Origin of the sequence: Arthrobacter sp. MAHUQ-56 (genome assembly GCF_019710585.1) — a bacterium.
Lineage (GTDB): Bacteria > Actinomycetota > Actinomycetes > Actinomycetales > Micrococcaceae > Arthrobacter.
In genome coordinates this window covers 218,425-243,816 of the sequence record NZ_JAIFZQ010000021.1, presented here as the reverse complement: position 1 = coordinate 243,816, position 25,392 = coordinate 218,425, and the positions used below count along the sequence as shown (strand labels likewise).

19 protein-coding genes, 1 tRNA gene and 1 rRNA gene are annotated in these 25,392 nt (G+C 66.0%); 12 read left to right on the top strand and 9 right to left on the bottom strand.

Translation table 11 applies throughout. The annotated features are described in order from the left end of the window. The first annotated feature begins 242 nt into the window (after positions 1-242). A 5S ribosomal RNA gene (gene rrf / locus K4G53_RS18755) occupies positions 243-359 on the top strand. 189 nt (positions 360-548) lie between these two features. After that, positions 549-1,034, top strand: a complete 486-nt coding sequence (locus tag K4G53_RS18750; RefSeq protein WP_221387185.1) for a hypothetical protein — start codon at positions 549-551, stop codon at positions 1,032-1,034. Here K4G53_RS18750 and K4G53_RS18745 read toward each other — a convergent pair. Further along, positions 1,031-2,095 carry a LacI family DNA-binding transcriptional regulator gene (locus tag K4G53_RS18745; RefSeq protein ID WP_221387184.1) on the bottom strand — a complete coding sequence of 355 codons (1,065 nt, stop codon included), beginning with the start codon at positions 2,093-2,095 and terminating at the stop codon, positions 1,031-1,033. The two genes, K4G53_RS18750 and K4G53_RS18745, sit on opposite strands and share 4 nt — an antisense overlap. A 1-nt stretch (position 2,096) precedes the next feature. Further along, positions 2,097-3,830 (bottom strand): glycoside hydrolase family 13 protein, encoded by a 1,734-nt coding sequence (locus K4G53_RS18740; RefSeq protein ID WP_260323812.1) that lies wholly within the window; start codon positions 3,828-3,830, stop codon positions 2,097-2,099. 183 nt (positions 3,831-4,013) lie between these two features. Here K4G53_RS18740 and K4G53_RS18735 point away from each other — a divergent pair, with 183 nt between their 5' ends. Then, positions 4,014-5,384, top strand: coding sequence for an FAD-binding oxidoreductase (locus K4G53_RS18735; protein ID WP_221387182.1), 1,371 nt, complete (start codon positions 4,014-4,016; stop codon positions 5,382-5,384). 3 nt (positions 5,385-5,387) lie between these two features. On the opposite strand, the gene K4G53_RS18730 is transcribed toward K4G53_RS18735, so the two are convergent. The 4 genes from K4G53_RS18730 to K4G53_RS18715 form a co-directional block, all read right to left on the bottom strand. Next, entirely contained in the window at positions 5,388-6,803 is a 1,416-nt protein-coding gene (locus K4G53_RS18730; protein WP_221387181.1) for a DUF4032 domain-containing protein, read from the bottom strand. A 128-nt stretch (positions 6,804-6,931) separates the two neighbouring features. Next, entirely contained in the window at positions 6,932-8,014 is a 1,083-nt protein-coding gene (locus K4G53_RS18725) for an ABC transporter ATP-binding protein (protein ID WP_221387180.1), read from the bottom strand. A 214-nt stretch (positions 8,015-8,228) separates the two neighbouring features. Beyond that, positions 8,229-9,068: a trehalose-phosphatase gene (gene otsB, locus K4G53_RS18720; protein WP_221387179.1), complete on the bottom strand. Its 840-nt coding sequence runs from the start codon at positions 9,066-9,068 to the stop codon at positions 8,229-8,231. Then, positions 9,058-10,560, bottom strand: a complete 1,503-nt coding sequence (locus K4G53_RS18715) for a trehalose-6-phosphate synthase (protein WP_221387178.1) — start codon at positions 10,558-10,560, stop codon at positions 9,058-9,060. The genes otsB and K4G53_RS18715 overlap by 11 nt, the downstream gene beginning before the upstream one ends. A gap of 178 nt (positions 10,561-10,738) precedes the next feature. Here K4G53_RS18715 and K4G53_RS18710 point away from each other — a divergent pair, with 178 nt between their 5' ends. The 5 genes from K4G53_RS18710 (at position 10,739) to K4G53_RS18690 (ending at position 15,896) form a co-directional block, all read left to right on the top strand. Further along, positions 10,739-11,626, top strand: coding sequence for a thioredoxin domain-containing protein (locus K4G53_RS18710; protein ID WP_221387177.1), 888 nt, complete (start codon positions 10,739-10,741; stop codon positions 11,624-11,626). 149 nt (positions 11,627-11,775) lie between these two features. Next, positions 11,776-11,852 (top strand) — tRNA-Thr (locus K4G53_RS18705). Positions 11,853-11,920: 68 nt separating this feature from the next. Then, positions 11,921-12,346 carry a ChaB family protein gene (locus tag K4G53_RS18700; protein ID WP_221387176.1) on the top strand — a complete coding sequence of 142 codons (426 nt, stop codon included), beginning with the start codon at positions 11,921-11,923 and terminating at the stop codon, positions 12,344-12,346. Between the two features lie 84 nt (positions 12,347-12,430). Then, positions 12,431-14,602, top strand: a complete 2,172-nt coding sequence (locus tag K4G53_RS18695) for an elongation factor G-like protein EF-G2 (protein ID WP_221387175.1) — start codon at positions 12,431-12,433, stop codon at positions 14,600-14,602. Between the two features lie 40 nt (positions 14,603-14,642). Further along, on the top strand, positions 14,643-15,896 hold the full coding sequence (locus K4G53_RS18690) for an MFS transporter (RefSeq protein ID WP_221387174.1): 1,254 nt from the start codon (positions 14,643-14,645) through the stop codon (positions 15,894-15,896). An 80-nt stretch (positions 15,897-15,976) separates the two neighbouring features. Here the strand turns inward: K4G53_RS18690 and mmsB are convergent, their stop codons facing one another. The 3 genes from mmsB to chvE all read right to left on the bottom strand — a co-directional run bounded on the left by mmsB (position 15,977) and on the right by chvE (position 20,028). Beyond that, the gene (gene mmsB / locus K4G53_RS18685) at positions 15,977-17,257 is read right to left on the bottom strand and encodes a multiple monosaccharide ABC transporter permease (RefSeq protein WP_221387173.1); all 1,281 of its coding nucleotides are present in this window, start codon (positions 17,255-17,257) and stop codon (positions 15,977-15,979) included. A 4-nt stretch (positions 17,258-17,261) separates the two neighbouring features. Next, positions 17,262-18,791 carry a multiple monosaccharide ABC transporter ATP-binding protein gene (gene mmsA, locus K4G53_RS18680; protein ID WP_221387172.1) on the bottom strand — a complete coding sequence of 510 codons (1,530 nt, stop codon included), beginning with the start codon at positions 18,789-18,791 and terminating at the stop codon, positions 17,262-17,264. 106 nt (positions 18,792-18,897) lie between these two features. After that, positions 18,898-20,028, bottom strand: coding sequence for a multiple monosaccharide ABC transporter substrate-binding protein (chvE, locus tag K4G53_RS18675; RefSeq protein ID WP_221387171.1), 1,131 nt, complete (start codon positions 20,026-20,028; stop codon positions 18,898-18,900). A 265-nt stretch (positions 20,029-20,293) separates the two neighbouring features. On the opposite strand from chvE, the gene araB reads away from it, so the two are divergent. The 4 genes from araB to K4G53_RS18655 are packed head-to-tail and all read left to right on the top strand — an operon-like array spanning position 20,294 to position 25,342. After that, a complete protein-coding gene (gene araB / locus K4G53_RS18670; protein WP_221387170.1) occupies positions 20,294-22,021 on the top strand; it encodes a ribulokinase in 1,728 nt (575 codons plus the stop codon). Next, positions 22,018-22,710 carry an L-ribulose-5-phosphate 4-epimerase gene (locus K4G53_RS18665; RefSeq protein WP_221387169.1) on the top strand — a complete coding sequence of 231 codons (693 nt, stop codon included), beginning with the start codon at positions 22,018-22,020 and terminating at the stop codon, positions 22,708-22,710. Before araB ends, K4G53_RS18665 begins: the two co-directional genes overlap by 4 nt. A gap of 37 nt (positions 22,711-22,747) precedes the next feature. Beyond that, a complete protein-coding gene (gene araA / locus K4G53_RS18660; protein ID WP_221387168.1) occupies positions 22,748-24,268 on the top strand; it encodes an L-arabinose isomerase in 1,521 nt (506 codons plus the stop codon). 60 nt (positions 24,269-24,328) lie between these two features. After that, complete coding sequence (locus K4G53_RS18655) at positions 24,329-25,342, top strand: LacI family DNA-binding transcriptional regulator (protein WP_221387167.1); 1,014 nt, start codon at positions 24,329-24,331, stop codon at positions 25,340-25,342. Positions 25,343-25,392 lie beyond the last annotated feature (50 nt).

Sequence of the window (25,392 nt, the reverse complement as noted above, 5' to 3'; positions counted from 1 at the left end):
GAAGCGAGGACTAACGACTCGTGAAGCTGACCGGTACTAATAGGCCAACAACTTACACCACACAGATACATACAAACTCTGCTAGCGTCCACTATGTGGTTCCCAACCAACAACCCCCCAACACCGGGTTGCACAGCCAGGAACCAACAATTGAATAACACCACTACCTGCCCCCAAACGGGCAGGGATGTTGTAACCACAGTCTTCCCACCCCCCCTGCAAGGGGGGACGGGTACAAGGGTTACGGCGGTCATAGCGTGGGGGAAACGCCCGGTCCCATTCCGAACCCGGAAGCTAAGACCCACAGCGCCGATGGTACTGCACCCGGGAGGGTGTGGGAGAGTAGGACACCGCCGGACACACACCAATGGTCGAGGCCCCAACCACACGGTTGGGGCCTCCCACATTTAAAACACCACCCACCAACACCCCACCCCGCTTCCCGGCAACCCCCCGCTGGCAGAAGGCCTGATAACGCGTCTGCCGGCGGACGCGCAGGAAGTGACAGGGCGTCGGAGGGCCAGGTAGGTGGACTAACATTGAGCATCATGGACAGCCTCTTCAGCCATGCACAGGAACCGGCGGCGAACGGAAATGACGGTGCCGCCGATCTCGAGCCATTGGTGAACTCGGTTGTGGTCCCCGGGGGAGTGGCACATGCTTTCGCCGGCTTCACCGACCACACGCATCTTTGGTGGCCGCTTGAGGACCACGGCGTGTACGGTGCCGGCTCCTACGTGGAGTTTGAGGAGAACCTCATCCTGGAGACTGCTGACGACGGCAGGACCAGCATTTGGGGCACGCTGGATGACTGGCAGCCCCCATTTTCCTTCCACGCCACGTGGCACCCCGGTTCAACCGCACTCTATTCCACCGAATTGCTGGTGGTTTTCCATCCTGAGGGCGAAGGCACGGAAGTGCGTATCTTCCACGAGGGCTGGGAAGGCGCGGAAGATCCCCGGGCGGCTCGTGCGCGCTACGCCGCGGCGTGGCCCGATATCCTGGCCCGGTATGCCCGCTTCATGGGCGCTTAGGCCTGCTGGCCGGCCGGCGGCACGGCCGTACTGCTGCGGATGATGAAGTCCGTGGGGAATTCCTGGTCGCTTCCCCCGGAAGCCGCCGTCCCGCCGTCGCCCGCCTCCCGCACGCGTGCCGGCCCGACGTTGTCCAGCAGGGCCAGCGCCGTGGCCGCGGCAAGCTTCCCCTGGCCGTGCGGGTCCTGGTCGATGGTGGTCAGGCCGAACGTCTCACCCAGCTCATGTCCGTCCATGCCCACAACGGACAGCTCCTCCGGTACCCGGAGCCCGTAGTCGCGGGCGGCCAGTATCGTACCGACCGCCATCTCGTCGGAGGCGGCAAATATGGCAGTGGGCCGCTCCGCGGCGGTTCCGAGCAGCTGCCTCGCCGCCGCGTATGCGCCGTGGATCGTGAAGTCTGCGGGCACCAGCCAGCCAGGATGCACAGGCAGGCCAGCCCCCTCCATGGCGGCCAGGAAACCGCGCTGCCGGATCCCGGGGAGCTTGAAGTCGCGGTTCAGTTCCTTGTTTCCCGTCAGGTGCGCTATCCGGGTGTGGCCCAAGCGGATCAGGTGATCGGTCAGCTGCGACGCAAGACCGGCATCGTCGATCCTGATGCTCGCAGCACCCGGCAGCGTCCCGCCGATTCCCACGATCGGCCGGTGGACCGCCAGGAGCTGCTGGATTTCGTCCTCGCCAAGCACCAAGGCAACCGCAATGACGGCGTCCAGCCGTTTACGCAGCAGGAAGTCGTTCAGGACGCTGTCGCGCCGCTCCGGAAGCTCCCCTACGTTGTAGAGCGTGAGGTCGTAGCCGGCATCCAGCAGGGTCTCTGAGACGCCTTCGAGCACGGAGGAGAAATACCAGCGGTGGACGGAGGGGACCACCAGTCCGATGTTGTGGTTGCGGCCCGACGCCAGGCTGGAGGCGTGGTACGAGGGAACGAATCCCAGTTCACGCGCAGCCTCCTCGGCACGCTGCCGGCTTTTGGCGGACACGTTCGCCTTGCCGCCCAGCGCCCGTGAAACAGTCGCGACGGACAGTCCGGCCCTGTCCGCAACCTCCTTGATTCCCCCCATGTCAGTCTGTGGGCGCCCCGGATTCAAGGCGGATCCAGGCAGTCTCACCTGAAGCCAGGTACCGTGCATCGTCAGGGGAAGCGCTGCGCAGCAGGACCTGGCCCGCGGGCAGCTCCAAGGGGTCGTGGTTGAGGTTCATGAGGACAAGGGTAGTGCCGTTGACATACGCCAGCGAGGAACTGGTGCACCAGTTCTCGGCCCAGGCCAGGGAGCCGCGTCCCAGGTCCAGGGCCCGGCGCTGGCGCAGGATCTCCCGGTACAGGGAAAGATGGGACGACGGCGAGCCCGCCTGCAGGTCACGGGCGAGCTCCGCGAAGGATGCCGGGAACGGCAACCAGGGGCTCTCCCCGGCGCCGAAACCAAGGTGGGGTTCGGCTGCCCGCCAGGGGAGTGGGACACGGCAGCCGTCCCGCCCCAGCCGTTCCCCACCGGTACGGGCGAAGGTGGGGTCCTGGCGGAGGTGCTCCGGGATGTCGGTGCCGTCGGGCAGCCCCAGTTCCTCCCCCTGGTAGAGGTACGCGGCGCCGGGAAGTCCCAGCATGAAAAGCGATGCGGCGGCCGCGCGGTGGCGGCCCAATGAGACGTCCGGCTGGGGATCGAAGGGGCCGATGCCGTCGCCGTCGCGGGGCCCATGCCCGTTGTAGCCGAACCTGCTGGCGTGCCGGACGACGTCGTGGTTGGAAAGGACCCAGGTGCTTGGCGCTCCCACCGCGTCCAAGGCCATCAGGGAATCCGTCACCACGGTGCGCAGCCGGTGGATGTCCAGACCTGCGTGGAGGTACGGGAAGTTGAAGGCCTGGTGCATCTGGTCAGGACGGACCCAGTTTGCCAGCCGCGGCAGCGGATCGACGTTGGCCTCGGCGCACAGGATGCGGTCCGGGCCGTACTCATCAAGGACCTCCCGCCACCTCCGGTAGATGTCGTGCAACGCCGGCTGCCCGAACATCGGTGCCTCGTGGCCGGGGAAGCCGTCAGTGCTGGAACCGTCGGCCCGGCCGCCCCAGGCAGGCAGGCCGGGAGCCTTGACCAGGGCGTGCGCCACGTCCACCCGGAAGCCGGAAACGCCGCGGTCCAGCCAGAAGCGGAGCACGCGTTCAAACTCCGCATGCACGGCGGGGTTGTCCCAGTTGAAGTCGGGCTGCGAGGAATCGAAGAGGTGCAGGTACCACTGGTCGGGTTGGCCGTCCGGCCCGGCAACCCGGGTCCAGGCGGGGCCGCCGAAGTGCGACTGCCAGTTATTCGGCGGCTCGTGTCCGCCCTCGCCCGCGCCGTCGCGGAAGATGAACATGTCGCGCTCCGGGCTTCCGGCCGGCGCCGCCAGGGCAGCCTGGAAGGCGGCGTGCTGATCTGAGCAATGGTTGGGAACCAGATCGACGATCACCCGCAGGCCCAGCCGGTGGGACTCGGCCATCATGACGTCGAAGTCCCCGAGGGTTCCGAAGATCGGGTCGACGTCGCAGTAGTCGCTGACGTCGTACCCGGCGTCGCGCTGGGGGGAGCGGTAGAAGGGCGACAGCCACACCGCGTCGACGCCGAGCTCTGCGAGTTGGGGCAGTTCTTCGGTGATGCCGGCGAGGTCGCCCACCCCGTCCCCGTTGAGGTCGCGGAAGGAGCGCGGGTAGACCTGGTAGATCACCGCGGAGCGCCACCAGCCAGGCGCAGTGTCGGCGGTGTGGATGGGCGTGAGGGGCCCCGTCGCCGGGGAAGTGGCCTCGGTCACAGTATCGACTGACATGTCTGCCAGCATAAGCTCCCGCGCTCAAAAATGAAAACGCTTACACGCCCCAAGTGCGGCAGGTTTTGCGTCCGTGAGCGTATTAGCAGGTCAGCCGTTGGAAACGCTTCCAGCCGAGGCCGCGCAACAGAGGACTCCGTCCGTCATAAACTGGGCCAGATCGCGACGACGGGTGGAGGCTTTGTGGGAAGCATTGGTGACGAGCTGGGCAGCATCCTCGGGCCCGGGCGGGTGGACACCACCGAGGCCGCGCTCCGGCGCTACGCAGTGGACCAGGCGCCGGTCATAGATTTCCAGCTGCCGCTTGCCGTCGTCTTTCCCGAATCCGTCCCCGAGGTGCAGGCGGCGGTGAAGGCCTGCGCGGACCTCGGCGTGGCCGTTGTGGCCCGGGGCGCCGGTACCGGAGTGTCAGGCGGCGCCCACGCCACCCGCGACTGCATCATCCTGTCGCTGGAGCGGATGGACCGCATCCTGTCCCTGAACCCCGACGATGAAACCGCGGTAGTGGAACCCGGCGTGGTCAACGCCGTACTCAATGAGGCCGCCGCACAGCATGGCTTGATGTACGCCCCCGATCCCGCCAGCTTCCGCAGCTCCACCATTGGCGGCAATGTTGCCACCAACGCCGGTGGCCTGCGCTGCGCCAAGTACGGCGTCACCCGGGATTCGGTCCTGGCTCTGGATGTCGTCCTGGCTGACGGTTCCCTCATCCATACCGGGCACCAAACCTTCAAGGGAGTCGCCGGCTACGATCTGACGGGCCTCTTCGTGGGTTCGGAAGGGACCCTGGGCATCGTCGTCGGAATCACCGTGCGGCTGAAGTACCTGCCCCGGGAAGTCCACACCATCGCGGCGTTCTACCCTGACTTCCGGCTCGCCGCTGCCGGGGTCCTGGCGGTGGGCAAGGCACGCGTCCAGCCGGCCATCATGGAACTGCTCGACGGCGGCACGCTGGCCCAGCTGGACGGGATCCACGGTTCGGACCTGAGTGCCCGGGGCACCGCCCTGCTCCTGGTCCAGACCGACGGGTTCGGTGCCGCCGCGGAAGCGGACGTGGTGCGCGAGGTTTTGCGGGCAGGCGGAGCAACTGTCACCAGCGAGGCCAACGCGGAGGCGGAGCGGCTGGTGGAACTGCGCCGTCACAGCCGGGGCACCGAGGTGGACGACGAATACCGCGTGGGGGAGGACGTCGCCGTCCCCCGCTCACGCCTGGTGGACTACGTTGCTGCCCTCGAAGCAATGGCCGCGGCCCAGCAGGTGCACCTGAAGGTGGTGGCGCACGCAGGGGACGGCAACCTGCACCCCACCTTTTGGATCGACCGTCAGGGGCCGGACATCGATGCCGCCGCGATGGACCGGCTGCAGGCTGCGCTCGACGAATCCATCACCGCCGCGCTGGAGATGGGTGGCACCATTACGGGCGAGCACGGCGTGGGGCAATACAAGCTGCGGTGGCTGGGCCAGGAGCAACCCGAGCCGGTCCGTGAGCTGCAGCGCAGGATCAAGGACTTGTTTGATCCCGCCGGGATCCTCAATCCCGGAAAGGCGATCTAAGGGTCAGTCGTCGGAGTCGGGATACTCGTCTTCGGATTCATCAGGGCCGTAGCGGGATTCCTCGTTCTCCACCTCGAGGATCTTCAGCAGCTCCGTGTCCGGGTTCAGCATGATGGCGGCCTCATCCCGGCGGTGACGCAGGATCGAGTCGATGTAGGACTGCACGGCCTCGGCCAGCGGGATGTGCCGCTCCTGCTTTTCCGACATGTACCAGCGGTGTTCCAGGACCTCATGGACCACCTCGGCGTGCTCCAGCTTGCCGGAAAGATCCCTCGGGATGGAGCGGACGATCGGCTCGAAGATCTGGCTCACCCAGAGGTGCGCACTGTATTCCTCGTCCATTTCCGGGTTGTTGTCCGCCCGGAAGGAGTCCATGTCGTTAAGGAGCCGGCGGGCCTGGTTCTCCTGGGCGTCCAGGCCCGTGAGCCGCAGCAGCCGCCGTTGGTGGTGCCCGGCGTCCACCACCTTGGGCTGCAGCTGGATGGTGGAACCGTTCTGCGTGGTCTTGATGGCGTATTCCTCGACGTCGAAGCCGAGTTCGTTCAGGCGGCGGATGCGTGCCCCCACCCGCCAGCGTTCGCCGAGCTCGAAGGACTCCTTCTCCGTCAGTTCCGCCCACAGGCGCCGGTAGCTGTCCATGATGAGTTCGCTCGTGGCCACGGGATCCACTTTTTCCTCGATCAGCCCGCCGTCCAGCAGGTCCATGAGCTCACCGGCTATGTTGACGCGGGCGATTTCCAGGTCGTACTCGCGCTGGCCTGTCGAAAGGTCCGGGTACAGTTCGCCGGTTTCGGCGTCCACCAGGTAGGCGGCGAAGGCGCCGGCATCGCGGCGGAACAGGGTGTTGGACAGTGACACGTCGCCCCAGTAGAAGCCGATCAGGTGCAGCCGCACCATGAGGAGGGCCTGCGCGTCAATGAGGCGGGTGAGGGTGTCCTTGCGCAGCATCTGGGAGAAGAGGGCGCGGTAGGGCATGGAGAATTTCAGGTGCCGGGTCACCAGGACAGGGTTGAGCGGGCGCCCGTCCGGGGTGGTGCGGCCGGTGATGACCGCGACCGGCTCCACGCAGGGGACATCCAGCCGCGCGAGCTTGCGGAGCATGTGGTATTCGTGCCGTGCCACGTGCTCGGAGGTTTCCTTGATGGCAATGACCGAGCCGCCCAGATGGGCGAAGCGCACGATGTGGCGGGAGATGCCCCGCGGCAGCGCTGCGAGGTACTGCGCCGGCCAGTCCTCCAAGGCTATGTGCCAGGGCAGGTCCAGCAGCTCAGGATCCGCCGCGGCGGCCGTGATGTTCAGGGACGAGGAAACTGCGGCCTTGTTGTCGTCGGCGCTGGCGGCGACGAACCGTGGCAGCTTGCCGATCTGCTCGTAGTCGGTGGGCTCATCGTGCCACTGGGCGCTGTATTCCTCGGTCATGGCTCAATTCTTCCGTACTCGGGGCAGGGCGGCTAAATTCTGCGAAGGCGTCGTTAACGGCCGACGGCGGCCCGCACCATTGCAAAAGGGTGCGGGCCGCCGTCGGTTGCGTTAGTGCCGGTTGGCGATCAGTCGCCCAGGCGCAGGCCGGTCTTGGTGTCGAACAGGTGCACGTGGCCCGACTGCGGACGGACGTAGATGGCCTCGCCCTTCATCGGAGGACGGCGGCCGTCGACGCGTGCCACGATGTCGTGGTCCTTGCCGTCGAGCGTGGTGTGACCGTAAACGTAGGCGTCAGCACCGAGCTCTTCGACGACGTCGACCTCAACCTTCAGGCCTTCACCGTGCGGAGCGGTTTCGAGGTCTTCGGGGCGGGTGCCGAGCGTGACGGTGGAGCCGTGGGCTTCTTCGAGGACGTCCCGCGGCACAGGGTAGACGGTGCCGCCGAACTGGACGCCGCCGTCGACCACGGGCAGTTCCAGCAGGTTCATGGCCGGCGAGCCGATGAAGCCTGCAACGAAAACGTTCTTCGGGCGGTCGTAGAGGTTGCGCGGGGTGTCGACCTGCTGCAGGAGGCCGTCCTTGAGCACGGCGACGCGGTCACCCATGGTCATTGCCTCAACCTGGTCGTGCGTCACGTAAACGGTGGTGACGCCCAGGCGGCGGGTCAGGGATGCGATCTGGGTGCGGGTCTGGACACGGAGCTTGGCGTCCAGGTTGGACAGCGGCTCATCCATGAGGAAGACCTGCGGGTTACGGACGATGGCGCGGCCCATGGCGACACGCTGGCGCTGGCCGCCGGAGAGTGCCTTCGGCTTGCGGTCCAGGTACTGCTCCAGGTCAAGGAGCTTGGCGGCCTCACGGACGCGCTCGGCGCGCTCTTCCTTGGAAACACCGGCGATCTTGAGGGCGAAGCCCATGTTGTCGGCCACAGTCATGTGCGGGTACAGCGCGTAGTTCTGGAAGACCATCGCGATGTCGCGGTCCTTCGGCGGAACGTCCGTGACGTCACGGTCACCGATCAGGATGCGGCCCGCGTTGACGTCCTCAAGGCCTGCAAGCATGCGCAGGGAGGTGGACTTACCGCAACCGGAGGGTCCAACGAGGACCAGGAATTCGCCATCGGCGATGTCGATGTTGAGCTTATCGACGGCGGGCTTATCTGTGCCCGGGTACAGACGGGTAGCGTTGTCAAAAGTAACTGTAGCCACAGTTATCAATCCCTTCACCGGCAGGTACGTGCCGGACGATCCGTTGTGAATGGTTCATGTTTATTCAGTTGGGTTAAAGCAAGTGCTCCGCGGCCTGGCCGCGGGGCACCGAGTGACGCCGCACGCTTGTTTGTGCGCCACATCACACAACAGAGTATGTCAGACAAAAGTCTTTCCGGCGCAAATGTTACGAACGTCACACGGGATTGGGGGCTTACTGGCCGGAGGCGGCCTGGGAGTCCTCTTCGGCGACGGCGATGCTCCGCTCCTGCAGCAGGGCTTCGAGTAGTTCCGCTACGTGAACGGGAGCTTCCACCCGGTACTGCGCCTGGGTGAAGTCCAGCCCCACCTTGACGCCGACGTCGCCGGGTTCCAACCGGGCGAAGGCGTCTTCGTCAGTGGTGTCGTCGCCGGCGAACAGGACGGCAGTGGCACCGCTGATCTGCCGGAGGAAGGTGACGCCTTCCCCCTTGGAGGCGTGGACCACGGACGTCTCAAGGACACGCTTGCCGTCCTTGAGGTAAACGCCCTTCCGGTCCTGGAGGACCGCGCGGGCGGCCGCGACGGCATCTTCCGCAACGTCGTCGTCGGCCAGCCGGGTGTGCAGGACAACCCCCGCGGGTTTGTCTTCAAGCGTGGTTCCGGGCGCCTCCGCCACTATGTCCGCCAGCACGGCCCGCACCTCAGCGAGGAGCAGCTTCTGGTCCTCCTCGAGGGCCAGCTCCGCGGATCCCGGACCCAGCCACGCTTCTGCCCCGTGGCTGCCGATCAGCAGGGTGTCCACCGGCGGCGAAGCCACCGCCCGCAGGCTGGCGAGGGCGCGGCCCGAGATGAGCGCCGTCGTCGTGCGTGGAAGCACAGCAAGCCCGGCAAATGCCGAAGAAGACCTGGGCAGCGGCCGCGCGTCCTCGGCGCGGCCCACGATGGGAGCCATGGTTCCGTCGAAGTCCATGGCCACCAGCAGGTGCCCGGTCCCGGCGATCCGGCGCACGGCTTCCCGGAGCTCGGGGGACAGCGCGAGCGGCGTTTTGGCGTGGCGGCCCTCAGGAGTCATCGCGGACCACCTTTTCGTTCAGCGCCCGCAGGAAGTCTGCGGACCAATGGTCCACGTCGTGGTCAAGGATCTGTTTGCGCATGGCCCTCATGCGGCGCGACGCCTCCCGAGGCGTCAGCTCGACGGCGTTCATGATGGTGTTCTTCAGTCCTGCGATGTCGTGCGGGTTGACCAGCAAGGCCTGCTTGAGCTGGTCCGCGGCGCCGGCGAATTCGCTGAGGACCAGGGCGCCGTCATTGTTGTTGCGGGCGGTCACGTACTCCTTGGCCACCAGGTTCATCCCGTCCCGCAATGCGGTGACCAGCATGACGTCGGCAGCCAGATACAGCGCCACCATCTCCTCCACCGGGTAGCTGTGGTGCAGGTAGCGGACGGCGGTGTTCTCGAGCGTGTCGTAGGTGCCGTTGATGTGGCCCACGGTGCCCTCCACCTCCTCGCGCAGGAGCCGGTACTGTTCCACCCGTTCCCGGCTGGGGGAGGCTACCTGGATCAGCGTCGCGTCACCGACCGTCAGCCGGCCGTCCGCGAGAAGCTCTTCGTAGGCCTTCAGGCGGTGGCGGATGCCCTTGGTGTAATCCAGCCGGTCGACCCCCAGCAGGATGGTCTTGGGGTTGCCCAGGTCCTGCCGGATCTGGCGGGCGCGTTCGATGATTTCCGGTTTCGCGGCCAGCTCGGTGATCTGCTTGACGTCGATGGAGATGGGGAAGGCCTGGGCGCGGGCGATGTGCGTGATTTCGCCATCGTGGCCTTTGACGTGCACCTGCTGCTGCTTAACGCTGGCGCCCAGGAACCGGCGCGCGGACCGCATGAAGTTTCCTGCGTCGCTGACCCGCTGGAAGCCCACCAGGTCGGCGCCGAGGAGGCCGTCGATGATGGCATGGCGCCAGGGGAGCTGGGCGAAGATTTCCGGCGGCGGGAACGGGATGTGGTTGAAGAACCCGATCCGGAGGTCGGGACGTGCCTCGCGCAGCATCCGCGGCACCAGCTGCAGCTGGTAGTCCTGGACCCAGACGGTGGCGCCCTGGTCCGCGTGGCGGATGACGGCGTCGGCGAACCTGCGGTTGACCCTGCGGTAGGCGTCCCACCAGGTCCTGTGGAATTCCGGCGGCGCAATGACGTCGTGGTACAGCGGCCAAAGGGTTGCGTTGGAAAAGCCCTCGTAATACAGCTCCACGTCATCGGTGCTGAGGTGGACCGGAACCAGGTCCATGCCGCCGTGGCTGAAGGGCTTCACGGTTTCATCGGGTGCCCCGTGCCAGCCAACCCAGGCACCGTCCGTCTTGGTCATCATCGGCGCCAGTGCGGTCACCAGGCCGCCGGGGGAGCGGCGCCAGCCGGACCCGTCGTCGCCGTTCTCACCCGGTGCCACACGGTCCACGGGCAGCCTGTTGGAGACCACCATGAAGTCGTATTTAGTATGGCCGGCATGGCCGGAACTGGTTCCGCTGGCCGTTTCCGTGCCGGCGGGTTTTTCGTGGACGGGTGTTTGCATTGCGGCCCCCTGGGGTTGCTTGTGCCTCTAAGCCACCCTAGCCGGACGGAATCATCGGGGCTATTCGTCCGTTGGTCAACCCGTAGGAATGGTTGAAAGCGCAAGCGCCCAGCTTTCTCCCCTAAAATGTGGGAGTGCCACGAAGTGGTCCCCGTACGTCGACCGACCCAAGGAACTCATGAGCCCCGCAAACGAAGTACGTAAGTCCAAGGCTGAGCGAACCGCGGATGCGCGCGAAAAGGCGCGCCTGATCCGGGAAGAACAGGTCAAAAAGGACAAGCGCAACAAGCTGCTGATTGGGTGGGGCATCGTAGCGGCGGTCGTGGCCATCCTCGTGGTGGTGGCGCTGGTGGTCACCAGCAGCCTCAAGCAGAACGCACCCATCGCCGACCAGGGCCCTACGCCGGCCAACGCCAACGTCCACGGCGGCGTGACCCTGCTTGCCAACACGGATGTGGCGAAGTTGGAGCCGGCCACGGTGGACGCCGCCTCCCTGGGTGAGGCACCGAAGACCCCGCCGGCCGAGGTGGTGGCGCCGGGCGCCGAGGCGGAGGCCGGCAAGCCGGTGAAGGTGGTGCTGTACATCGACTTCATTTGCCCCGTCTGCAAGAACTTCGAAGCTCAGTACAACGAACAGCTCACCAAGCTGCGCAATGACGGCAAGATCACGGTGGAGTACCGCGCCCTGGGCTTCCTGGACAGCCGGTCCACCACCAACTACTCATCCCGTGCAGCCAACGCGGCCGCGTGCGTGGTCAACGAGTCCCCGGAAAAGTACTCCGCTTTCGTGGACGAACTGTTCGCCAAGCAGCCCGCTGAGGGCGGCGCCGGCCTTTCCGACAACGACCTGAAGAAGATGGCCTCGGACATGGGCGTCAACATCGACTCCTGTGTGGACGACAAGACGTACCGCCCCTTCGTGAAGTTCACGACGAAGGAAGCTTCCGCGATCGGCGTCACCGGCACGCCCACCGTCTTCGTGGACGGCAAGCAGTGGGGCAAGGGTGACAGCGCACAGACACCGTTCCCCGAATTCCTGCAGAATGCAATCACCGCAAAGGGCTGATCTCAGTTTGCCCCGGCAAAAGGGCCCGTTCCGGAACCTCCCGGAGCGGGCCCTTTGCGCTTCTACGGCCCGGCCGCGGCGTTTTTACCCATGACCTGAGTTGGGCTAACCTTATCTAGCGCCTTCCCGGCGCCCGCCCGCGAGGGCACGCCTCCTTAGCTCAGTTGGCCAGAGCACCGCTCTTGTAAAGCGGGGGTCGTCGGTTCGAATCCGACAGGGGGCTCCAAACAACCTCCAGGTCTATGCTGGTTGCATCCGAATGATCAGCGTGCTGACTAAAGGAGGCTGGGTGCCATGCCCAAGACCGGCAAGAACGACCACGCCCGCAAGGAAGAGCTGCCCTCGACCCTGCAACGCTCCGACCAGAAGGCCCAGGACACGTTCGCCAAGACATACGACTCGGCCCTGGAGTCCTACGACCACGACGAACAGCGGGCCGCCCGGGCCGCCTACGCCTCGCTGAAACACAGCTACGAAAAGGTGGGCGACCACTGGGAGGCGAAGGAAAAACGCGGTCCCTCCGACAAGCGGGCAGAGCAGGGGATCCGGTCCTCCGCCCCTACCGCCGGCGGCGTGGACGCCAATGCCTCCAAGGCGCACCTCTACAAGCTGGCCCGCGAACTGGACGTTAAGGGCCGTTCGAAGATGGACAAGGACGAGTTGGTCAAGGCTCTGCAGAAGGCCAACGACGCGGCCACCCGCAAAGCCCGCAGCAAATAGCCTCCGCTCTTGCCGTCCTGACCGCCAGGGTGTCGAATCAGAGGACACGTTCGGTCCGTACGGCAACGATGCCAGGAGGTTCCAATGTCGGTGAAAAGCGCCAAGGAGTCAGCGCGGGCGGCAGGCGGCAGGAACGGGCCGGAATCCCGCCGCGCCGACCAGTCCGCGGGCATTGCCGCGCAGGACCCGGCCCGCATCCGGAACGTGGCACTGGTGGGTCACTCCGGCGCCGGGAAGACGATGCTGATCGAGGCCCTGCTCGCGGCCAACGGCGTGCTCACCCGCAAGGGCTCCATCGCCGACGGGACAACGGTCAGTGACTCCGATCCGGCGGCCGTGCACCAGCAGCGCTCCGTCACCTTGTCCCTGGTGCCGCTGCTCGTGGACGACATCAAGGTCAACCTCCTGGACACACCCGGCTACCCCGACTTCATCGGCGAGCTCCGCGCAGGGCTGCGTGCCTCGGACGCGGCCCTCTTCGTGGTCTCGGCCGTCGACGGAATCGACGCCACCACCACCGCGCTGTGGGGCGAGTGCGAGCATATGAGGCTGCCGCGCGCCGTCGTGATCACGCGGTTGGACCACCCGCGGGCAGATTACGACGGCGCCCTTGCCGCCTGCCAGAGGGCGTTCGGCGACGGCGTGCTGCCGCTGTGTGTTCCGGTGCGGACAGGCGGGGAAGCCACCGGCCTGCATGCCCTGCTGTCCGGGGAGGTGACCGACTACGCCCAGGGGGACGCGACGCCCGGCGTCCGCCCAGCCGGTTCTGCCGAACTGGCGGACGCCGCGGCTTCCCGGGGCGCGCTCATCGAGGGAATCATCGCCGAAAGCGAAGACGAAACACTGATGGACCGCTATCTCGAAGGCGAGGACCTCGACACCGGCGCCCTGGGCACTGACCTGGAGACCGCCGTCGCCCGCGGTTCCTTCTTCCCCGTGCTACCGACCTCTGCGGTGACCGGCCTGGGAACGGCCGAACTGCTGGACCTGCTGGTGCGGGCGTTCCCTCCGCCCGGGGAACGGAACCTACCCGACACCACGGACCTTTCCGGGGCCCCCGCTGGAGCCCTGGCCGGAGACCCGGCAGGCCCGCTCGCAGCCGAGGTGGTGCGAACCTCCAACGATCCCTTCCTGGGCCGCATTTGCCTGGTGCGGGTCTTCTCCGGAACCCTCCGCGAGGATACGCCGGTCCACGTAGGCGGCCATGGACTTGCCGACCGCGGGCACCAGGACCACGACACCGACGAACGGGTGACCCATATCTATTCCCCGCTGGGCGCCAACCTGCGCCCGGTGCCCTACTGCGTGGCGGGAGACATGTGCGCGCTCGCGAAGCTCGGCAGCGCCGAGACCGGGGACACCATCTCGGACCGGGACCGGCCGCTGCTGCTGGCCACCTGGGAGATGCCCGAGCCGCTGCTTCCGGTTGCTGTCGAGGCGGACTCACGCACCGACGAGGACGCCCTGGCCCGCAGCCTGGGCAGGATCGCGGCCGGGGACCCCACCCTGCGCGTGGAGCGGAACGCCGAAACGCACCAGCTGGTGCTGTGGTGCATGGGGGAAGCGCATGCGGAAGTGGTGCTGGACCGGCTGCGCGAACAGGGCGTGAAACTGCACACGGTGGATGTGGTGACGCCGCTGCGGGAAACCTTCGCCGCCCCCGCCACCGGCCACGGCCGCCACATCAAGCAGTCCGGTGGCCACGGTCAGTACGCCGTGTGCGACATCGAAGTGGAGCCGCTGGAACGCGGCGGCGGCTTCGAGTTCGTGGACAAGACCGTTGGCGGCGTCATTCCCGGTACCTACATCCCGTCCATCGAGAAGGGCGTCCGGGCGCAGATGGAAAAGGGGGTCGCCGCGGGCTTCCCCGTGGTTGACCTGCGGGTGACGGTGGTGGGCGGCAAGGCCCACAGCGTGGATTCCTCGGACGCGGCCTTCCAGGCGGCCGGGGCGCTGGCCCTCCGCGAGGCGGCGGCCGCCGGCCGGATCCAGCTCCTGGAACCGGTATCCACCGTCAGCATCACCGTCGCCGACGAGCACGTGGGTCCCGTGATGAGTGACTTGTCCGGTCGCCGCGGCCGCCTCACCGGCACCACGTCCTCAGGTGAAGGCCTCACCGAGATCAGCGCGGAGGTCCCGGACCAGGAGCTCCTGCGGTACCCCGTGGAGCTGCGTGCGATCACCGCCGGAACGGGCAGGTTCCGCCGGCGGTACCTGCGCCACGACCCGGTTCCGCCGAACTTCAGCCCCTCCTGACCGGCCAGTGCCGGAAGGGAACAACTGAACGCCTGCTTCCATGAACGCCGCAGCACGCAAGATCCAGAACATCTACCTGACGCTGACGCTGGGAAACACCCTGGCAACGTCCTTCATTTGGGGCATCAACACGCTTTTCCTGCTGGACGCCGGGCTCAGCAACCTCGAAGCCTTCGCGGCCAACGCCTTCTTCACGGCCGGGATGGTGCTTTTCGAGGTGCCCACCGGCGTGGTGGCGGACGGATGGGGGCGCCGGGTTTCCTTCCTGCTGGGAACCGTGACACTGGCCGTTTCCACGTACCTCTATTACCTGCTCTGGCAGTTGTCCGCGCCGTTCTGGTGGTGGGCCGTTGTATCGGTATTGCTGGGCCTTGGCTTCACGTTCTTCTCGGGGGCGGTGGAAGCCTGGCTCGTGGACGCCCTGCACTTCTCCGGTTACGAGGGGGCGCTCGAGGCGGTGCTGGGCCGCGGCCAGATGGTCTCCGGCATCGCCATGCTGGCCGGCTCGGTGGCGGGCGGGGTGATTGCCCAGGCCACCAACCTGGGGGTGCCGTTCCTCGTGCGGGTGGGTGTGCTGGTGGCCATGTTCGCCGTCGCCTTCCTGCTCATGCACGACGTCGGCTTCACGCCTGAGCGGTCGGCACACCCCCTGCAGGCCACCCGGGAAGTCCTGCGGGCGTCCATGGAGGGCGGGCTGAAGAACCCGCCGGTGAGGTTCATGATGCTGGCCGCCCCGTTCACCGAAGGCGTGGGTTTCTATGTCTTTTACGCCCTGCAGCCCTACCTGCTGCAGCTTTTCGGCGATCCGAGGGCTTACGCCATCGCCGGCCTGGCAGCTGCGATCGTCGCGGGTGCCGACATCCTGGGTGGCCTGCTGGCGCCGGTGGTGCGGAACCTGGTCCGGCGGCGGACCACAGTGCTGATCGCCTCCAACGTAATCAGTTCACTGGTGCTGGTGGGCCTCCTGGTCACCAATGTCTTCTGGCTGGCACTGGTGCTGCTGGTGGTGTGGGCAGTGGTGGCCTCCGCCGGGACACCCGTGCGCCAGGCCTACCTGAACGACATGATCGCGTCCAAGCAGCGGGCAACCGTCCTCAGCTTTGCCTCGCTCATGGGCTCCAGCGGGGGAGTGGTGGTCCAGCCCCTTCTTGGCCGCGCAGCGGATCTTTACGGGTACCCGGCCTCGCTGGCCATGAGCGGAGTGGTGCAACTGCTGGCCGCCCCCTTCATCCTGCTCAGCCGGCGGCGGCGCTCGCCGGCGGATGCCGCAAGCGGCGTGGCTGCCGCGCCCTGACAAGCGCGAAAGACCCCGGAACCTGGCTGTGTGTCCAGGGTCCGGGGCCTTTCGTGGAGCCGTGCTTCATGGAGCCGGTACTACTTAACGCCTGCGTCCACCTTTTCGCTCGTTGCCGGCGCCGGCTTCTCCTGGGCGGGCGGAGGGGAGGTTTTCAGTTTGAAGCGCTTCCCAATATCGCCGCCACCACCGCTGCGGTTCTTGTTGAAGATATCGAAGCCGACGGCTACCAGGAGCACCAGGCCCTTGATGAGCTGCTGGTAGTCGGTGCCGAGGCCCAGGATCGACATGCCGTTGTTGAGCACACCCATGATGAGGCCGCCGATCATCGCGCCGGCGACAGTCCCGATGCCGCCGGTCACCGCGGCGCCGCCAATGAACGCCGCGGCGATGGAGTCGAGTTCGAATCCGGTACCGCCGGCGGGCTGCGCGGAGTTGAGCCGGGCGGTGAAGACGAGGCCCGCCAGGGCGGCAAGCACGCCCATGTTCACGAAGAGCCGGAACGTGACGGCCTTGGTCTTGATGCCTGACAGTTCGGCTGCATGCAGGTTGCCGCCGATGGCATAGGTGTGCCGCCCGAAGACGCTGTTGTTCATGAGTGCGGTGTACGCGATCACCAGTGCGGCCAGGACCACCAGGACGATCGGGGTTCCCCGGTAGGACGCCAGAAGGAACGTGATGACGAGCATGAGCAGCGCCGTGAAGGTGGTCTTGATGACGAACCAGACCAGGGGTTCGCTTTCGAGGTCAAACTTCCGCCGGATCCTGCGTTCCTTGAGCGCTTGGATCAGCAGGGCAACCGTTGCCCCGACACCGAGGATGACCGTGAGCCATTCCAGCACGGAGGTGCCGCCGGTGAGGTCGGGGAGGAATCCGCCGCCGAGGGCCCGCAGTTCGGCGGGGAAGGGGGTGATCTGCTGGTTCTTCAGGGTAATGAGCGTCAGCCCGCGGAAGATCAGCATGCCTGCCAGCGTGACGATGAAGGCCGGGATCCCCACGTAGGCGATCCAGTAGCCCTGCCATGCCCCTACCAGGGCCCCGACCAGCAGGCAGGCAGGGATGGCAGCCCACCACGGCCAGCCCCAGTGCACGATCATGACGCCGGCCACGGCGCCGATGAACCCGGCCACCGAACCGACGGAAAGGTCGATGTGCCCTGCAATGATCACCATCACCATGCCGATGGCCAGGATGAGGATGTAGCTGTTCTGGACCACCAGGTTGGTGACGTTCTGGGGTTCCAGCAGGATCCCGCCCGTGAGTCCCTGGAACAGCAGGACGATCAGGATAAGGGCGACGAAGATGCCAACCTGGCGGAGGCGGCTTGTGAGGAATCCGAGCGATTCTCGTAAGGCGGACATTTCGCTATTCCTTCTCTTTGGTCATGTAGTGCATCAGTGTTTCCTGGGTGGCCTCGGCGATGGGAACTTCGCCTGTGATGTGGCCGGCGGCGAGCGTGTAGATGCGGTCGCAGATTCCGAGCAGTTCCGGCAGCTCAGAGGAAATCACAATGACTGCTTTTCCTTCGGCCGCAAGTTTGGCGATGATCGTATAGATCTCGAATTTGGCGCCGACATCGATCCCGCGGGTGGGTTCATCGAGGATAAGCACGTCAGGGTCGGAGAACATCCATTTGCTGAGTACCACTTTTTGCTGGTTGCCGCCGGAGAGCTTTCCGGTGATGGCAGCCACCGACGGCGCTTTGATGTTCATGCTCCTGCGGTAGCCGTTGGCCACCACGGTCTCCTGGTTCTTGTCGACGAAGCCGCGCTTGGCGAGCTTGCGCAGCGCTGCCAGGGAGATGTTCCGCTTGATGTCCTCAATGAGGTTCAGGCCGTAGTGCTTGCGGTCCTCGGTGGCGTAGGCAATGCCGTGCCTGATCGCGTCCGACACCGTGGCGGTGTTGATTTCCTTGCCGTACTTATAGACCTTTCCTGACGTGGCGGTGCCGTAGGTGCGGCCGAAAACGCTCATGGCCAGTTCGGTGCGGCCGGCGCCCATCAGTCCGGCGAGTCCCACGACTTCGCCCTTCCGGACATGCAGGTTGGCGTTGTTGACCACCATGCGGGTGTGGTCCTGGGGGTGGCGCACGGACCAGTCTTCGATCCGCAGGACTTCCTCGCCGATGTTCGGTTCGCGGTCCGGATACAGGCTCTCCAGGTCCCGGCCCACCATGCCGCGGATGATCCGTTCCTGCGTGATCTGGCCTTCGTCAAGGCGCAGGGTCTCGATGGTCTTGCCGTCCCGGATGATGGTGACGGCATCGGCCACCTTGCGGATTTCGTTGAGTTTATGGCTGATGATGATGCTGGTAACCCCTTGGCCCTTCAAGTGGAGGATCAGGTCCAGCAGGTGGCCGGAATCCTCGTCGTTGAGGGCGGCCGTCGGCTCGTCCAGGATGAGCAGCTTCACTTCCTTGGAAAGCGCCTTAGCGATCTCCACCAGTTGCTGCTTGCCCACGCTGATGTGCTGCACGGGGGTGACCGGGTTTTCGTCCAGGCCGACTCGGGCCAGCAGCCTGGCGGCCTCCAGGTTTGTCTTGCGCCAGTCCACCCAGCCGTTGGTGGCCTGTTCGTTGCCCAGGTAAATGTTCTCGGCAATTGACAGGTACGGGCTCAGAGCAAGTTCCTGGTGGATGATGACAATTCCCCGCTTCTCGCTGTCCGAAATGCTGGAGAAGTTGCAGGGTTCGTTCTCGAAGAGGATTTCCCCGTCGAAGCTGTTGTGTGGATAGACGCCGGACAACACTTTCATGAGCGTTGATTTGCCGGCTCCGTTTTCACCACAGATGGCGTGGACCTCTCCACGGTTCACATCCAGGGTGACGTCCTGCAGCGCTTTCACGCCGGGGAACGTTTTGGTAATTCCTCGCATTTGAAGAATGGGTGTGTTCATCGTCAATTCCCACTGACTGGTCGAAGCTTGGCCTTCCTGCTGCTGCAGGAGGTTGCGGGAGGGGCTGTGGCCCGGCGACGAGCCGGGCCACAGCCCCGGACGCTGACTACTTCACGTCGGCATCGGTGTAGTAACCCGAGTCGATCAGTTCCTTCTTATAGTTGTCCTTGGTGATGATCACGGACTTCAGCAGGAAGGCCGGGACAACCTTGACCTTGTTGTTGTAGGTCTTGGTGTCATTGGTTTCCGGTTCCTGGCCCTTGAGGACAGAATCAACCATCTTGACGGCCTGGGCGCCCAGCTGGCGGGTGTCCTTGAAGATGGTGGAGTACTGCTCGCCGGCGATGATGGACTTCACGGAGCCCTTTTCGGCGTCCTGGCCGGTGACCACCGGCAGGCTTCCCTTGGCGTAGCCGCCGGTGCTGGTGAGGGCCGAGATGATGCCGATGGACAGGCCGTCATACGGAGACAGGACGCCGTTCAGCTTGGTTCCGGAGCTGTAGGCGGAGGTGATGATGTCCTCCATGCGCTTCTGTGCCACGGGTGCCTGCCAGCGAAGGATCGCGGCCTGCTCGAACTTGGTCTGGCCGCTGGGGACCTTCAGGGTGCCGGCGTCCATGTACGGCTTGAGGGTGTCCATGGCACCGGTCCAGAAGAAGTTGGCGTTGTTGTCGTCGGGGCTTCCGGCGAAAAGCTCGATGTTGAAGGGGCCCTTGCCATCCACCTTCTTGCCGCTGGAGTCGATAAGGCCCAAGCCGGTCAGAAGCGAGGTAGCCTGCTGGACGCCGACGGTGTAGTTGTCGAACGTGGTGTAGTAATCCACGTTGGGGGTGCCGTTGATCAGGCGGTCGTAGGCAATGACCTTGACGTTCTGCTCTTTGGCCTTGGCCAGGACGTCGGTCAGGGTGGTGCCGTCAATGGCAGCGATGATCAAAGCCTTGGCGCCCTTGGTCAGCATGTTTTCGATCTGCGAGACCTGGGTGGGGATGTCGTCATTGGCGAACTGCAGGTCAGTCTTGTACCCGAGGTCCTTCAGCGACTTTTCCACGTTTGCGCCATCGGCAATCCACCGTTCGGACGTCTGCGTGGGCATCGAGATTCCCACGAGCGAATCGCTGGGCTTGGCCGCGCTGCCGGATTCAGTGCTGGCCCCGCCCCGGGTGCCGCAACCGGTGGCGCCCACCGTCAGGGCGAGGACAAGAGCCACCGCGCCCATGAGTTTTTTGATTCTCACCATTTTCTCCTTCCGCGGCAGCACTGCCACGAAGTGTTGGTGGACCGGGCAGCGCCGACGCTCCCTGGCCCTGGCCACATTGTTGATGTGTCGGTTCAATATAGACCGACTTGTGAACGCTAACAAGACCGGCCTCGCAGAATCTCGAAAGTTTTTCGCTCTCGTTGACATCTTTCCTTGTTAGCGTTCACACTTGCTCCAGAACTTACCTCGACCCAGACCCTACAACCCCCGGTAATGAGGCCGCTGCCTCCCGGATGGAGGCACCATGCCAGAGACGTTGAACAGATCCAGCTCCGAGCCCTGCGTCATCGGAGTGGACTACGGGACCCTTTCGGGGCGCGCCGTCGTAGTGCGGGTGCGCGACGGCCAGGAGCTCGGCAGCGCCGTCCACGAATACCCGCACGCCGTGGTCACGGACCGGCTTCCGGAGGACACTGCAGGCGCGGGATCCAACGGACAAGCCGTGCGGCTTCCCGGTGAGTGGGCGCTTCAGGTGCCCAACGACTACCGTGAAGTGCTGCGCAATGCCGTACCTGCCGCGGTGGCGGCCGCCGGGATCGACCCGGCCGCCGTCGTCGGGATTGCCACGGACTTCACCGCCTGCACTATGGTGCCGGTCAAGGCCGATGGCACGCCACTGAACGAACTGCCCGGCTACGGGAACCGGCCGCACGCCTATGTGAAACTCTGGCGGCACCACGCGGCGCAGGGGCAGGCCGACCGGATTAACCGGCTGGCCGCCGAGCGCGGCGAGGACTGGCTTCCGCGCTACGGGGGCCTGATCTCCTCGGAATGGGAATTCGCCAAAGGGCTGCAGCTGCTGGAAGAGGATCCGGAGGCCTACGCCGCGATGGACCACTGGGTGGAGGCGGCGGACTGGATCGTCTGGCAGCTGTGCGGCCGCTATGTCCGCAATGCCTGCACTGCCGGCTACAAAGGCATTTACCAGGACGGCCGGTATCCGTCGGAGGATTTCCTGGCCGCCCTGAACCCGGATTTCAAGGACTTTGTCAGCAGCAAGCTGGAGCACACCATCGGGCGGCTCGGCGATGCCGCGGGCACCCTGACGGCCGAGGCGGCGGCCTGGACGGGGCTGCCGGAGGGCATTGCCGTGGCCGTGGGAAACGTTGACGCGCATGTCACGGCCCCGGCTGCCAAGGCTGTGGACCCCGGCCAGCTCGTGGCGATCATGGGAACCTCCACCTGCCACGTGATGAACGGCACGGATCTGCGTGAGGTACCGGGGATGTGCGGGGTGGTGGATGGCGGGATCGTGCCCGGGCTGTGGGGCTACGAGGCCGGGCAGTCCGGCGTGGGTGACATTTTCGGCTGGTTCACCAAGTACGGCGTCCCGCCCGAGTACCACCAGGCTGCCAAGGGTGCAGGCCTGGGGATCCATGAATACCTCACCGATCTGGCGTCGCGGCAGGCCATCGGAGAGCACGGCCTGATCGCGCTGGACTGGCACTCGGGCAACCGTTCGGTCCTGGTGGACCACGAGCTGTCCGGGATCGTAGTGGGCCAGACCCTGGCCACACGGCCGGAGGACACGTACCGGGCGCTGTTGGAAGCCACCGCATTCGGGACCCGCACCATCGTGGAGGCCTTCCGGGCCGCGGGGGTGCCGGTCAAGGAATTCATCGTTGCCGGCGGCCTGCTGAAGAACAGGCTGCTGATGCAGATTTATGCGGATGCCACGGGCCTGCAGTTGTCCACCATCGGTTCAGAGCAGGGCCCGGCGCTGGGATCGGCCATCCACGCCGCGGTGGCTGCGGGTGAGTATGCTGACATCCGCGAGGCCGCCGCCGCGATGGGCGCCGAACCCGGCGAGGTGTACACGCCGATCCCGGAAAACGTGGCCGCATACGACGAGTTGTTCCAGGAGTACACGGCGCTGCACGACTACTTCGGCCGGGGCGGCAACGACGTGATGCACCGGCTCAAGGCCATCCAGCGCAACGCCGCCAGAACAACCGTGGAGGTGTCCGCATGAGCGCAATCCTCGAAACCATCGCCCGCGTCCGGGAGGAAGTGTGCGCGCTGCACGCAGAACTGACCCGGTACGAACTGGTGGTGTGGACAGCCGGCAACGTCTCCTCACGGGTTCCCGGCACGGACCTCATGGTCATCAAGCCCTCCGGCGTGTCCTACCAGGACCTGACGCCGGAGCAGATGATCGTCACCGATCTGTACGGCGTTCCGGTGCCGGGCAATGGGGACGGCGAGTGGGGCAACCCTGCGCTGTCGCCGTCCTCGGACACCGCAGCCCACGCCTACGTCTACCGGCACATGCCGGAGGTCGGCGGCGTGGTGCATACACACTCCACCTATGCCACCGCGTGGGCGGCCCGCGGGGAGGCGATTCCGTGCGTGCTCACCATGATGGGGGATGAATTCGGCGGGGAGATACCGGTGGGCCCGTTCGCGCTGATCGGCGACGATTCGATCGGCCACGGCATCGTGGAGACCCTGAAGAACTCGAACTCACCGGCGGTCCTGATGCAGAACCACGGTCCTTTCACCATCGGCAAGGATGCCCGGGCCGCCGTGAAGGCCGCCGTCATGTGCGAGGAAGTGGCCCGAACCGTCCACATCGCCCGGCAGCTCGGTGACCCGCTGCCCATCGACCAGGGCCACATCGATTCCCTTTACGCCCGCTACCAGAACGTCTACGGCCAGTAGTTCAACGCCGTCACCTTACGACTTCCCAGGAGAACCCATGAGCACTGCAGCAAACACTTCCCTTGACGGCTACGAGGTCTGGTTCCTCACCGGCAGCCAGCACCTCTACGGGGAAGACGTCCTCAAGCAGGTGGCCGCCCAGTCCCGGGAGATCGCCAACCAGCTCAACGCGTCCTCGGCCGTGCCGGTCCGGATCGTCTGGAAACCCGTCCTGACAGATTCCGATGCGATCCGCCGGACCGCGCTGGAGGCCAACGCGGACGATTCCGTCATCGGCGTGACGGCCTGGATGCACACCTTCAGCCCGGCCAAGATGTGGATCTCCGGCCTGGACCTGCTCCGCAAGCCGCTGCTGCACCTGCACACGCAGGCCAACCGCGACCTGCCCTGGGCGGACATCGACTTCGACTTCATGAACCTGAACCAGGCCGCGCACGGCGACCGCGAATTCGGGTACATCCAGTCCCGCCTGGGCATCGCCCGCAAGACCGTCGTCGGCCACGTTTCCAACCCCGAGGTGGCGCGCCAGGTGGGTTCCTGGCAGCGCGCCGCCGCCGGCTGGGCCGCCGTCCGGACGCTGAAGCTGACCCGTTTCGGCGACAACATGCGCAACGTCGCTGTCACTGAAGGCGACAAGACCGAGGCGGAGCTGCGCTTCGGCGTCGCCGTCAACACCTGGTCCGTCAACGAGCTCGCCGACGCCGTGCACGGCGCTGCGGAGTCCGATGTCGACGCCCTGGTTGCCGAGTACGAGGACCTGTACGACGTGGTGCCGGAACTCCGCGCAGGCGCGGCCCGGCACGAATCGCTGCGGTACGGCGCCCGGATCGAACTGGGGCTGCGCAGCTTCCTCGAAGGCAACGGCTCCGCAGCCTTCACCACCTCCTTCGAGGACCTGGGCGCGCTCCGCCAGCTGCCCGGCCTGGCCGTGCAGCGGCTCATGGCCGCCGGCTACGGCTTTGGCGCCGAGGGCGACTGGAAGACCGCCATCCTGGTCCGCGCCGCGAAAGTGATGGGCGCCGGCCTGCCCGGCGGCGCATCCCTGATGGAGGACTACACCTACCACCTGGAACCGGGCTCCGAAAAGATCCTGGGCGCCCACATGCTGGAGGTCTGCCCCTCCCTTACGGCGGGCAAGCCGCGGCTGGAAATCCACCCGCTGGGCATCGGCGGCAAGGAAGACCCCGTCCGGCTGGTGTTCGACGCCGATGCCTCCCCGGGGGTCGTCGTCGCCCTCTCCGACATGCGGGACCGGTTCCGCCTGGTGGCCAACGCCGTCGACGTGGTCCCGCTGGACCAGCCCCTGCCCAACCTGCCGGTGGCACGCGCACTCTGGCAGCCCAAGCCGGACTTCGCCACGTCCGCCGCCGCCTGGCTCACCGCCGGCGCAGCACACCACACCGTGCTCTCCACCCAGGTGGGCATGGACGTGTTCGAGGACTTCGCGGAAATCGCCAAGACCGAGCTGCTCACCATCGACGAGGGCACCACCATCCGCCAGTTCAAGAAGGACCTGAACTGGAACGCCGCGTACTACCGGCTAGCCGGCGGACTGTGAATCCGCCGCCCGGCCGCCGTCGTTGCCCCGGCGGCGGCCGCTCTCACGGACAATAGCCTCATGACACAAAGTAAGCCGCCCCGCCTGCCACGGCTCGAGGACGTGGCGGAGCTGGCGGGAGTCTCACACCAGACCGTCTCACGGGTGGTCAACAACCACCCCAACGTGAGCAAGGCGACGCGGGAGAAGGTTGAGGCGGCCATTGCCCAGCTCGGGTACCGCCGCAACACCGCAGCCCGGAGCCTGGTGACCCGGCGCTCGCAGACCATCGGCGTGCTGGGCAACGAGCTCTCCCAGTACGGCCCGGCCAACACGTTGCTCGGAGTGGAACAGGCGGCGCGCGACGCCGGATACTTCGTGAGCATTGCCGCGCTGCGGGAGGTCAGCCGGGAAGCCATCCTGGACGCCGTCCGGCACTTCCTGGACCAGTCGGTGGACGGGATCGTGGTGATCGTTCCGCACGTGGGAACACTGGCCGCCCTGGCGGAGCTGCCCATCGGGGTGCCGGTGGTGGCCGTGGGCTCGGACGGGAACGAGGCCGTGGGCGGTGTGCGCGTGGACCAGCGCCGCGGAGCCGAACTGGCCGTCCGGCACCTGATCGAGCAGGGGCACCGCAGGATAGGTCATGTTGCCGGGCCGCAGGACTGGATCGACGCCGTGGCCCGTGCCGACGGCTGGAAGGCCACGCTTGACGCCGCAGGACTCGACTCCGACCTCATGGTCGAAGGGGACTGGAGCGCCGGCAGCGGCTATGAGATCGGCCGGCAGTTGGCGGCCGGCCACCGCGCCACGGCCCTCTTCGTGGCCAACGACCAGATGGCCATGGGCGTGCTGCGCGCCTTCAACGAGGCGGGCATCAAGGTGCCGCAGGAGGTGTCGGTGGTGGGCTTCGACGACCAGGCCGAGGCCGCCTATTTCAGCCCGCCGCTGACCACCGTCCGGCAGGACTTCGAAGAGCTCGGCCGGCGGTGCATGGACATCATGCTGACGGCGCTCAACGGCACGGAAGGACCGCGGACGCTGGTGGTGGAGCCCGAACTCGTCCTGCGCAGCAGCACCGCCGCACCCGCCTGACAGGTGCACAGTGTTAATGGCCGCGAGACCGGCATGAAACGAAGCCACAA